The sequence below is a fragment of the Gordonia sp. (in: high G+C Gram-positive bacteria) genome, assembly GCF_047606305.1.
Classification (GTDB): Bacteria; Actinomycetota; Actinomycetes; order Mycobacteriales; family Mycobacteriaceae; genus Gordonia.
Genome location: NZ_JASGER010000062.1, coordinates 97,425 through 109,322 on the forward strand (window position 1 = coordinate 97,425; position 11,898 = coordinate 109,322).

The 11,898-nt window shown below is 67.0% G+C and carries 6 protein-coding genes and 1 pseudogene; 2 read left to right on the forward strand and 5 right to left on the reverse strand.

Annotated elements, in window-relative coordinates:
* The first annotated feature begins 66 nt into the window (after window positions 1-66).
* Together QM634_RS10170 and QM634_RS10175 are read left to right on the forward strand one after the other, a co-directional pair.
* Window positions 67-1,056, forward strand: coding sequence for a hypothetical protein (locus QM634_RS10170; RefSeq protein WP_415042665.1), 990 nt, complete (start codon window positions 67-69; stop codon window positions 1,054-1,056).
* A gap of 152 nt (window positions 1,057-1,208) precedes the next feature.
* Window positions 1,209-2,141, forward strand: a complete 933-nt coding sequence (locus QM634_RS10175; protein WP_415042666.1) for a type IV toxin-antitoxin system AbiEi family antitoxin domain-containing protein — start codon at window positions 1,209-1,211, stop codon at window positions 2,139-2,141.
* Window positions 2,142-2,230: 89 nt separating this feature from the next.
* On the opposite strand, the gene QM634_RS10180 is transcribed toward QM634_RS10175, so the two are convergent.
* The 5 genes and pseudogenes from QM634_RS10180 to QM634_RS10200 form a co-directional block, all read right to left on the reverse strand.
* A complete protein-coding gene (locus QM634_RS10180; RefSeq protein ID WP_415042667.1) occupies window positions 2,231-6,187 on the reverse strand; it encodes a DNA-directed RNA polymerase subunit beta' in 3,957 nt (1,318 codons plus the stop codon).
* 38 nt (window positions 6,188-6,225) lie between these two features.
* Window positions 6,226-9,726 (reverse strand): DNA-directed RNA polymerase subunit beta, encoded by a 3,501-nt coding sequence (locus QM634_RS10185; RefSeq protein WP_415042674.1) that lies wholly within the window; start codon window positions 9,724-9,726, stop codon window positions 6,226-6,228.
* Between the two features lie 331 nt (window positions 9,727-10,057).
* Window positions 10,058-10,882, reverse strand: a complete 825-nt coding sequence (locus QM634_RS10190) for a hypothetical protein (RefSeq protein ID WP_415042668.1) — start codon at window positions 10,880-10,882, stop codon at window positions 10,058-10,060.
* Window positions 10,882-11,649: a hypothetical protein gene (locus QM634_RS10195; RefSeq protein WP_415042669.1), complete on the reverse strand. Its 768-nt coding sequence runs from the start codon at window positions 11,647-11,649 to the stop codon at window positions 10,882-10,884. Before QM634_RS10195 ends, QM634_RS10190 begins: the two co-directional genes overlap by 1 nt.
* An 85-nt stretch (window positions 11,650-11,734) precedes the next feature.
* Window positions 11,735-11,898 (reverse strand): annotated as a pseudogene (locus tag QM634_RS10200) (mammalian cell entry protein); the annotation flags it as partial.

The window sequence follows — 11,898 nt, forward strand, 5'->3', positions numbered from 1 at the left end:
GACGTGGGCCGACGGTCGTCGACTGCTCGAACGGACGGTCGTCGCGGCATTGCTACTATCCGCCGTGTGAAAACCCTGACTAAGTCTTTGGTGGTCGCGTCGTCGGCCGCCCTCGTCCTGTCCGTGGCGGCCTGCGGCGACAAGCAGCCCGCCGGCAAGTTCACCGACGACCAGGCGTGCACCGTCGCCGTCGGGAGCCTCTCGAAGTTCACGACCGCGATGCTGCCGTGGCTGTACCCGTCCACCTCGTCGGATTCGTCGACGCCGCCGGCGCCCGACTACTCCGCGATGTACGACGGCAACGACCTGCAGCAGAAGCTGAAGTCGCAGGCCGCCGAGGTGAGCTCGGACGCCACCGCGTTTACCGCGGCGCTCAAGGCGAAGGACGAGGCCAAGCTGCGCTCGTTGCAGTCGGACGCCAAGACCAAGGCCGACGACATGATCGGCTCCTGCGAGGCGGCCGGCTGGAAGAAGAGCGACACCATCGTCGAGCTGCGCAAGATCCTGGACAAGACGCCGGACAACGCACTGCCCGCCGCCCCGTCGACATCGGCGGTACCGACCTCCAGCGCCGCGCCGAAGCCGGTCGCCCTCACCCCGGCCGGTGCGACCGTCAAGGTCGGCGAAGCGGTGACCTTCAACTACCCGGCGCCGCGCAACGGCTACTCGACGCCGATCACCTTCACCGTCACCAAGATCGACAAGGCGCGCCCCGGCGAGATCAAGGTGCAGGGCCGCGACGCCGAGATCAAGCAGTTCTTCTACATCCGCGCCAAGGCCGTCCAGACGCGCGAGGAGAACGGCATGGACGCCGTGCCGATCTACGACGTCAGCCCGCACTTCACGGTGACCATGTCCGACGGTGCCAAGAACGGCCAGATGTCGGGCGACCGCGACTTCGGCCCGTGCCACGAGAAGACCGACCGGACCGAGGGCGAATTCTGCGTCGTCTGGGGATCGATGAGCGAGAGCGGCACCATCTCGTCGGTCGCGCTGACCGGCGTCCAGGTCGGCGCGAAGGACGGCGCTCCCCTGTACACCTGGAAGAACGACTAACCAGCCTCCCGCAGCGCAAACCCAACAGTTCGGGACAAACCCAGCACCCAATCGGTGTGGGGTTTGTCCCGAACTGTTGGGTTTGCATGGGGTTGCGGAGGCGGCGCTGGAGTAGCCGGAACCGAATGGTCCCCGTCGACGTCTAACTCAGCATGGCGGCAATCGACTTCGGCGACGACGGGTATCTGCGCGCACAGGATGCTGCGGCCCGCGGATTGACCACGCGTGAACTCAACCGAGCAGTCGAGAATGGCACCCTCGTGCGGATCTGTCGCGGAGTGTTCGCTCCGCCCGCCGACCGTGTGCCACTCGCCGCGCATCGACTCGCGGTGCTGGGTATGGATGCGGCACCCGGCACCGTGGTCAGCCACTCGTCCGCCGCGGCCCTACACCGGATGCCAATGCTGAGGCCGGACCTGTCGAAGCTGCACCTGACGTCCTCGACGACGGACCGCGGCTATCAGCGGTCACATCGGCACGTGCATCCTGGGAACCTCGCCGAGCACGACGTCGTGATCGTCGACGGCCTCCGGGTTACCTCCCTGGAACGCACGGCGTTCGACGTCGCGCGCACGTCCCCGCACGGGTTTGCCGGTGCGCTGGCCGCATTCGACTCGGCGCTTCGGCTCGGTGCGAATCGGCGATCGATGGCGCGCTACGGACGCGAACCGCGCACCGGGGTCGGCACCGCTCGGGAGGCGCTCAAAATCGCCAACGGCCTGTCCGACAACCCAGGCGAATCGTGGGGACGCGCCCTGATGTACCTCGACGGCCTGCCGATGCCGCGCATACAAACCGAAGTCTTCGACGAGTACGGCGTATTCGTCGCCCGGCCCGACTATGACTGGGTCGACGAGGCCGGAAACATCGTCGTCGTGGGAGAGTTCGACGGGCTCGGCAAATACCTGAAGTACCTGCGGCCAGGCGAGGATGTCGACGACGCGCTGCGCCGTGAGAAGGAACGGGAGAGCCGCCTGCAGGATCTCGGGATCATCGTGGTCCGGTGGACCTGGTCGGACCTGTACACACCAAATCGGATCACCAGGCGGATCCGGATCCAGCTCGAGCGGACCGGCCTCCTCTAGCCGCAAACCCTGCAAGACGGGACAAACCCCACACCATTTGGGTGCGGGGTTTGTCCCGATCTGTTGGGTTTGCGCTCAGGCGGCGCGGCTCAGCGCTGGTAGTCGCCGTAGCCGTAGTCGTCGAGCGGAACCGCAGCGCCGGCGGGGGCACCGAAGGTGCCGTCCGGGCTGTAGTAGGTGTCGTCGTAGTTCGGCACCGCGTACGCCGCGGCCCGAGCCTCCTCGGTCGGCTCCACCTGGATGTTGCGGTAGCGGTTGATACCGGTACCGGCCGGGATGAGCTTACCGATGATGACGTTCTCCTTGAGACCGATGAGCTTGTCGCTGCGGCTGTTGATGGCCGCATCGGTGAGCACTCGGGTGGTCTCCTGGAAGGACGCCGCCGACAGCCACGAGTCGGTGGCCAGCGATGCCTTGGTGATACCCATGAGCACCGGGCGACCCGACGCGGGCTCGCCGCCCTCGCCGACGACCCGACGGTTCTCCGACTCGAACTCGACGCGCTCGACCAGCGAACCGGGCAGGAACTCCGTCGCACCCGACTCGATGATCTGCACGCGGCGCAGCATCTGGCGGACGATCGTCTCGATGTGCTTGTCGTGGATCGACACACCCTGGCTCCGGTACACCTCCTGAACCTCGTTCACGAGGTGGACCTGCACCTGGCGCGGGCCCATGACGCGCAGGACCTCGTGCGGGTCCGCCGCGCCCTCCATGAGCTGCTGGCCGAGTTCGACGTGGTCACCGTCGGCGAGCAGGCGCTCGGAGCCATCGTCGTGCTTGAACACGCGCAGGCGCTGGCGCTTGGAGATCTTCTCCACGGGCACCTCTTCGGAGCCGTCGTCGGGGATGATCGTCAGCTTGTAGAAGCGATCGTCGTCCTCGAGCCGGATCCGGCCGGAGACCTCGGCGATCGGGGCCTTGCCCTTGGGGACGCGGGCCTCGAACAGCTCCTGCACGCGCGGCAGACCACCGGTGATGTCGTCGCCGACGCCACCCTGGTGGAAGGTGCGCATGGTCAGCTGCGTGCCGGGCTCACCGATCGACTGTGCGGCGATGATGCCGACGGCCTCGCCGATGTCGACGAGCTTGCCCGTCGCCATGGAGCGGCCATAGCACTGCGCACACACGCCGGTGCCGGTGTCACAGGTCAGGACCGAGCGGACCTTCACCGTGTCGATGCCGGCCGCGAGGAGGGCCTCGATGGCCGGGTCGCCCAGGTCGTGGCCGCGCTCGACAATGACCTTGCCCTTCTCGTCGACCGCGTCGGCGGCCAGCGTGCGGGCGTAGGCGCTCGTCTCGACGTGCGCGTCACGGATGATCGACCCGTCGGCCTGCTTCTCGCCGAGCGTGACGTTGATGCCACGGTCGGTGCCACAGTCCGTCTCGCGCACGATGACGTCCTGGCTGACGTCGACCAGACGACGGGTCAGGTAACCCGAGTCGGCCGTGCGCAGCGCGGTGTCGGCCAGACCCTTGCGGGCGCCGTGCGTGTTGATGAAGTACTCCGCCACGGTCAGGCCCTCGCGGAACGAGGACTTGATCGGCCGCGGGATGAACTCGCCCTTCGGGTTGGTCACCAGACCCTTCATGCCCGAGAGGTTTCGGACCTGCGTGAGGTTACCGGTGGCACCCGAACGCGGGATCATCACGATCGGGTTGTCCTCGGGGTAGTGCTCCTCCATGGCCTGGCCGACTTCCTCGGTGGCCTGCTTCCAGATCTCGACCAGCGAGTCGCGACGCTCGTCCGGGGTGAGCGCACCGCGCTGGAACTTGCGCTCCAGCTTGTCCGCACGGTCCTCGTACTTGTCGAGGATCTCGGTCTTGTTCGGCGGCACGAGCACGTCGGACATGGCGACGGTGACGCCCGAGCGGGTCGCCCAGTAGAAGCCGACGTCCTTGAGCTTGTCGACAGTCTGCGCGACGACGATCATCGGGTAGCGCTCGGCCAGATCGTTGATGATCACGGCCTGGCGCTTCTTCGGCATCTGCTCGTTGACGAACGGGTACTCGACGGGCAGCAGCTCGTTGAACAGCACCCGACCCAGGCTGGAGACGATCTCCCACGGCTGGCCGTACGACCATCCGTCGGGGAACTGCTCGGCCTCGATCTCCGGCGTCGGACGCTGGTCGGTCAGCCGGATCTTGATCTTCGTCTGGACGGTGATCGCACCGCGGTCGACGGCCATGATGGCCTCGGCCGGGCTCGAGTAGACACCGCGCTCGACGTCCTTCTTGGTCGCCTCGTGGTACTCGCCGTCCAACCCGTCCTTGATGGTGGTCAGGTAGAACAGGCCGGTCACCATGTCCAGGCGCGGCATGGCCAGCGGACGGCCCGACGCCGGCGACAGGATGTTGTTCGAGGACAGCATCAGGATGCGGGCCTCGGCCTGCGCCTCCGCGGACAGCGGGAGGTGCACGGCCATCTGGTCACCGTCGAAGTCGGCGTTGAAGGCCTCACACACCAGCGGGTGCAGCTGGATGGCCTTGCCCTCGACGAGCTGCGGCTCGAAGGCCTGGATGCCCAGGCGGTGCAGCGTCGGGGCGCGGTTCAGCAGCACCGGGTGCTCGGCGATGACCTCTTCGAGGACGTCCCACACGGCCGGGCGCTGGCGCTCGACCATCCGCTTGGCGGACTTGATGTTCTGCGCCTGGTTCAGGTCGACGAGACGCTTCATCACGAACGGCTTGAACAGCTCGAGCGCCATCAGCTTGGGCAGACCGCACTGGTGCAGCTGCAGCTGCGGGCCGACGACGATGACCGAACGGCCCGAGTAGTCGACGCGCTTGCCGAGCAGGTTCTGACGGAAGCGGCCCTGCTTGCCCTTGAGCAGATCGCTCAGCGACTTCAGCGGGCGGTTGCCCGGTCCGGTGACCGGACGGCCGCGACGGCCGTTGTCGAAGAGGGCGTCCACCGACTCCTGCAGCATCCGCTTCTCGTTGTTGACGATGATCTCGGGCGCACCCAGATCGATCAGTCGCTTGAGGCGGTTGTTGCGGTTGATGACGCGGCGGTACAGGTCGTTGAGGTCCGACGTGGCGAAGCGGCCACCGTCGAGCTGCACCATCGGGCGCAGCTCCGGCGGGATCACCGGAACGGCGTCCAGGACCATGCCCAGCGGCGAGTTGCCCGACTGCTGGAACGCGGCCACGACCTTCAGTCGCTTGAGCGCGCGCAGCTTCTTCTGCCCCTTGCCGGTGCGGATGATCTCGCGCAGCGACTCGGCCTCGGCGTCGATGTCGAAGTCCTCGAGCAGCTTCTTGATGGCCTCGGCACCCATGGCACCGGTGAAGTACTCGCCGAAGCGGCCCTCCAGCTCGCGGTAGATCTTCTCGTCGACGATCAGCTCGCCCGGCTTCAGCTTGGTGAAGCGGTCCCAGATCTCGTCGAGCTCGTCGAGCTGGCGCCCGGCGGCGTCGCGCATGCGCTTCATCTCGCGCTCGGCGGCGTCCTTGACCTTGCGCTTGGCGTCGGACTTGGCGCCCTCGGCCTCCAGCTCGGCCAGGTCGGCCTCGAGCTTGGCCTGACGCTCGTTCAGCGCCAGGTCGCGATCGTCCTCGAGCGTCTTGCGCTCGACGCCGATCTCGGCCTCCAGCGTGGAGAGCTCGTTGTGGCGCAGCTCCTCGTCGACGGCGGTGATCACGTAGGCGGCGAAGTAGATGATCTTCTCGAGATCCTTCGGCGCCAGGTCCAGCAGGTAGCCCAAGCGCGACGGGACGCCCTTGAAGTACCAGATGTGGGTGACCGGCGCGGCCAGCTCGATGTGGCCCATCCGCTCACGACGCACCTTGGCGCGAGTGACCTCGACGCCGCAGCGCTCGCAGATGATGCCCTTGAAGCGGACGCGCTTGTACTTGCCGCAGTAGCACTCCCAGTCGCGAGTCGGTCCGAAGATCTTCTCGCAGAACAGGCCGTCCTTCTCGGGCTTGAGCGTGCGGTAGTTGATCGTCTCCGGCTTCTTGACCTCGCCGTACGACCAGTTGTGGATGTCATCGGCCGTTGCCAGGCCGATCTTCAGTTCGTCGAAGTAGTTGACGTCGAGCACTATGCGCCTCTCAGTGTCTCTGTGTAGTCAGTCGTTGGTCAGTTGGCGAGATCGTCGATGCTGGCCGACTCGTTGCGGGACAGGTTGATGCCGAGGTTGGCCGCAGCGCGCTCCAGGTCCTCGTCGTCGTTGTCCGCCATCGTGATGGCCGCGCCGTCGGAGGAGAGCACCTCGACGTTCAGGCAGAGCGACTGAAGCTCCTTCAGCAGCACCTTGAACGACTCGGGGATCCCCGGCTCGGGGATGTTCTCGCCCTTGACGATGGCCTCGTAGACCTTCACGCGCCCGACGACGTCGTCGGACTTGATGGTCAGCAGCTCCTGCAGCGTGTACGCCGCACCGTAGGCCTGCATCGCCCAGCACTCCATCTCACCGAAGCGCTGGCCGCCGAACTGGGCCTTACCGCCGAGCGGCTGCTGGGTGATCATCGAGTACGGACCGGTCGAACGCGCGTGGATCTTGTCGTCGACGAGGTGGTGCAGCTTGATGATGTACATGTAGCCGACCGCCACCGGGTACGGGAACGGCTCGCCGGAGCGACCGTCGAACAGGGTGGCCTTGCCGTCGCCGTTGACCATGACGTCGCCGTCGCGGTTGGGCAGCGTGCTCGAGAGCAGTCCGGTGAGCTCCTCTTCCTTCGCACCGTCGAAGACGGGCGTGGCGGTGAGGGTGTTCGGCTCGCCGGCGTACATCTCCTCGGGCAGCTTCTCGGCCCAATCGGGCACGCCCGCCGCGACGTTGATGTTCCAGCCGGCCTTGGCGACCCAACCGAGGTGGGTCTCCAGGATCTGGCCGATGTTCATACGACGCGGGACACCGTGGGTGTTCAGGATGATGTCCACCGGGGTGCCGTCGGGCAGGAACGGCATGTCCTCCTGCGGGAGGATCTTGCCGATGACGCCCTTGTTGCCGTGGCGGCCGGCGAGCTTGTCGCCGTCGGAGATCTTGCGCTTCTGCGCCACGTACACGCGGACGAGCTCGTTGACGCCCGGGGGCAGATCATCGTCGTCGTCGCGGCTGAACACGCGCACGCCGATGACCTTGCCGGTCTCGCCGTGCGGCACCTTCAGCGACGTGTCGCGCACCTCGCGGGCCTTCTCGCCGAAGATGGCGCGCAGCAGGCGCTCCTCCGGGGTCAGCTCGGTCTCACCCTTCGGGGTGACCTTGCCGACCAGCACGTCGCCGTCGCGGACCTCGGCGCCGATGCGCACGATGCCGCGCTCGTCGAGATCGGCGAGGACCTCGTCGGAGACGTTCGGGATGTCGCGGGTGATCTCCTCGGCACCGAGCTTGGTGTCGCGGGCGTCGATCTCGTGCTCCTCGATGTGGATCGAGGTGAGGGTGTCCTCCTCGACGAGGCGCTGGCTCAGGATGATCGCGTCCTCGTAGTTGTGACCCTCCCACGGCATGATCGCGACGAGCAGGTTCTTGCCCAGCGCCATCTCACCGTTCTCGGTGCACGGACCGTCGGCCAGCACCTGGCCGGCCTCGACGCGCTGGCCCTCCTCGACGATCGGGCGCTGGTTGGCGCACGTGCCGTGGTTGGAGCGCTCGAACTTGCGCAGCTGGTAGCTCTCGCGGGTGCCGTCGTCGTCCATGACGGTGATGTAGTCGGCCGAAACCTCTTCCACCACGCCGGTGCGGTCGGAGACGATCACGTCGCCACCATCGACGGCGGCGCGCAGCTCCATGCCGGTGCCGACCAGCGGGGCCTCGGACTTCACCAGCGGCACCGCCTGGCGCTGCATGTTCGCGCCCATCAGTGCGCGGTTGGCGTCGTCGTGCTCGAGGAACGGGATCATCGCGGTCGCGACGGACACCATCTGGCGCGGGCTGACGTCGATGTACTCGACGCGCGAGGCGTCCACGTACTCGACCTCGGCGCCCTTGACGCGGACCAGGACGCGCTCGTCGGTGATGCGGCCCTTGTCGTCGTAGTTGGTGTTCGCCTGGCCGATGAGGAAGCGGTCCTCCTCGTCGGCGGTCATGTACTCGATCTCGTCGGTCACGCGACCGTCGACGACCTTGCGGTACGGCGTCTCGATGAAGCCGAACGGGTTGACCCGCGCGAAGACGGCGAGGTTGCCGATCAGGCCGATGTTCGGGCCTTCCGGGGTCTCGATCGGGCACATGCGGCCGTAGTGCGACGGGTGGACGTCGCGGACCTCGAGGCCGGCGCGCTCACGCGACAGGCCACCGGGGCCGAGGGCGTTCAGGCGGCGCTTGTGGCCCAGACCCGCGAGCGGGTTGTTCTGGTCCATGAACTGCGACAGCTGGCTGGTCCCGAAGAACTCCTTGATCGCCGCCACGACGGGACGGATGTTGATCAGGGTCTGCGGGGTGATCGCCTCGACGTCCTGGGTCGTCATGCGCTCGCGCACGACGCGCTCCATGCGGGACAGGCCCACGCGGATCTGGTTCTGGATCAGCTCGCCGACGGTGCGGATGCGACGGTTGCCGAAGTGGTCGATGTCGTCGACCTCGATCGGCACCTCGAGCCCGTCCGGGCCCGCGACCTTCGCCAGCGGGGTGACGTGCGGGTCGGCGTCGTGCAGCCGGACCAGGTACTCGACGATGGCGACGATGTCCTCGTTGGTGAGGGTCGTCGGACCGTTCATCGGGTTGTCGGTCAGGCCGAGCTTCTTGTTGATCTTGTAGCGGCCGACGCGGGCGAGGTCGTAGCGCTTCTCCTTGAAGAACAGGTTCTCCAAGAGGGCCTCGGCGGACTCCTTGGTCGGCGGCTCGCCCGGGCGCAGCTTGCGGTACACCTCGAGCAGGGCCTCGTCCGAGTTCGACGTCGGGTCCTTCTCCAGGGTCGACATCATGATCTCGGAGAAGCCGAAGCGCTCGCGGATCTCCTCGGCGGTCATGCCGAGGGCCTTGAGCAGCACGGTGACCGGCTGGCGGCGCTTGCGGTCGATGCGGACGCCGACGGTGTCCCGCTTGTCGATGTCGAACTCGAGCCAGGCACCGCGACCCGGGATCACCTTGACGGTGTGCAGGGTCTTCTCGGTGGCCTTGTCAATCGAGGCGTCGTAGTAGACGCCCGGGCTGCGGACCAGCTGGCTCACGACGACGCGCTCGGTGCCGTTGATGACGAAGCTGCCCTTGTCGGTCATGATCGGGAAGTCGCCCATGAACACGGTCTGCGACTTGATCTCACCGGTGTTGTTGTTGATGAACTCCGCGGTGACGAACAAGGGCGCCGCGTAGGTCATGTCCTTGTCTTTGCACTCGGCGATGCTCGCCTTGACGTCCTCGAAGTGCGGGTCCGAGAACGAGAGGGACATCGAGCCGGAGAAGTCCTCGATCGGCGACAGCTCGGCCAGGATCGACTCCAGACCGCCGGCGGGGTTCTCCTCGCCACGGGCCAGGGCCTCCTCGCGCCACTTGTCGGAACCGATGAGCCACTGGAACGAGTCCAACTGGACGTCGAGCAGGCCGGGGACTTCCAGCGGCTCGGAGATCTTTGCGAACGAAGCGCGTTGCGGTGCGCCCGGGATCGAAGTGGTTGAGGTGGACTGGCGGGTGGGTGCCAAGATGCGTCCTTCCAACACGAAAGTTGACTAGCTGCTACGAGGTGGGCTTGCGCCTTGTGTCGCTGGTCTGGCGACCTGACAGGGCGAAACACTCGAAGCAGCACAACGTGCAGGTCGGGCGATTCAAAGGTGGACAGGAGGCAGCCAGCGCAACGTCCAACTGTATCAGAAAATAGACGCGCTTTGTCAAGTCGCGTCTGCAAAGGCTCCGCGCGCGCTGGCTGGGCATTGCGCGGTCTTGGCAAACAGAGTGACCTCTCCAGCGGCGCACGTCAAGCGCTACGCGCAAATCGGGTGGTATTTCTGCAGATCAAACCCCGATCAGTCCCGATCAGGGGTAGGCGTCGACCTTGCTGACCTTCCAACGACCGCCCTGGCGGACGACCTCCATCTGGGTGCTGACGATCACGTCGTTGGACGACGCCCCGGCGGTGCTGGTCACGAAGTTGACCAACACGTGCGCGGTGGAGCCGTCACCGGAACCGGTCAGGTCGCGCACGCCGATGGCACGGACCTTGCAATCCGAGCGCACGCCGGCCGCGGCGGTCTGCTCGAAGATCTGCTGGTTGACGGCCATGCCCTTGTTCCAGTCCTCCAGGGCCTTGCCGGTCATCCACGAGTAGTTGGTCTTCTTCCACTGCTCGAAGGTCTCCCCCGGCTTGGGGCTCAGGCACGCGGCGCTCTCGATCTGACCGAGGACCTCCGACGTCGCCTTCGAGTCGAGGAAGCTCTTGTCCGGACCGGCGCCACCGGGGTGCCAGAAGCCGAACAGGCCGATGACGAGCGCGACCAGACCGGCCAGGCCCAACAGCAGGGCACCGCGCGGAAGCGCACCGGCACCGGCGCGCGGTGCCGACTTGGCGACACCCGACGCTGACTTGGCGACACCCGCGGCACCGCCCGACGTCGAGGTGCGCTTGATCGGCTTGGCCGCCGCCTTGGCCGGCGACGACTTCGCCGGAGTCGACTTGGCCGGAGCCGACTTGGCGGGAGTCGACTTGGCAGCCTTGGGGTCACCGCCGGCGAGCCGCTCGATGGGGGCGCGCTTGGCCTTGGGGGCCGCGGCGCGCTTGGCCGCCGAGCCGGTGCGCGATGCACCCGGTCGGGGTTGGCCGGCGACGCGGGGACGCTTCTTCTTGGGAGGCATCTCGGACATCAGTTACCCCCGTCCTGGGACTGCGAACCCGATTGGCCCGAGTCCTGCTGACCCGAACCCTGACCCGAACCCTGTTGGGCCCCAACGGGACTCGCGGCCCGTTGCAGCTGGATTCCAGAGAGGGGCTCGAGCGAGCTGGCCTTGTAGCCGGAGTCGGTGTGGTCGACGGTGACGGTGAAGACCATGACCTGCGGGACCTCCGGCTGACCGGGGACCTTCGCGACGGTCTCCACGAAGACCAGCGCCTTGCCGGACTTGGCGTCGGCGTTGAGCTCGGTCACCGCGCTGCGGATGACGCGGCTCTGGGTGCGGCCGCGGGCCTGCGGGTGGTTGAGCAGCGACTTGTAGCCCTCGCTGGCGCGCATCTCGTCGAGGGCCTTGCCGGTGAGCGAGGACTCGATGTTCGCCTTGAACTTCTGCGGGTCCTTCGGATCCAGCGTGGTGATGTTCAGGATCGCCGTCTGCGCGGACTCGAGCACACCGTCGCGCACCGACTCCGACGACTTGGCGGTGTAGGCGCGCACCCCGGTGTAGGCACCCCAGACGCCGACGATCAGGCCGATGACGGCGATCAGGATGGCCGTGGCCCAGGCGATCTTCGACGCGGTGTCGCCCGACGCGGAGCGCCCGGCGGCGGGCTGCTCGTCGACGGCCTCGGTCGCCTCGTCGGCCGCGTCAGCGGCCTCGTCGGCGGTGTCGGTCGCCTCGTCGGTCACCTCGTCGACGGTGTCGTCGAGGGCCTCGTCCGGCTTGCTCTCTTCACTCATAACAGGCGCAACTCTATCCGCGGGTCGTCTATCGGGGCCAATCCGCCGATCGCCGGCGGCACCGGACCCAGGGCCCGGTCGACCACTACTTCTTGGTCGGGTGGATGCCCATCAGCCACGCCAGCTGCCACGCGAGCGGGTTGAGGTCGAGGCGGTCGGGATCCTTCTTCGGCTTGTTGTCCCACGGCTGGGCGATATGCGGATTGGCCAACGACGCCCGCGCCGCACCACGCACACCCGTCGGCGAAC

Coding starts and splice junctions, on each gene's coding strand:
- QM634_RS10190 (WP_415042668.1), bottom strand. CDS start 10,882: ATGTCCGAGATGCCTCCCAAGAAGAAGCGTCCCCGCGTCGCCGGCCAA.
- QM634_RS10175 (WP_415042666.1), top strand. CDS start 1,209: ATGGCGGCAATCGACTTCGGCGACGACGGGTATCTGCGCGCACAGGAT.
- QM634_RS10195 (WP_415042669.1), bottom strand. CDS start 11,649: ATGAGTGAAGAGAGCAAGCCGGACGAGGCCCTCGACGACACCGTCGAC.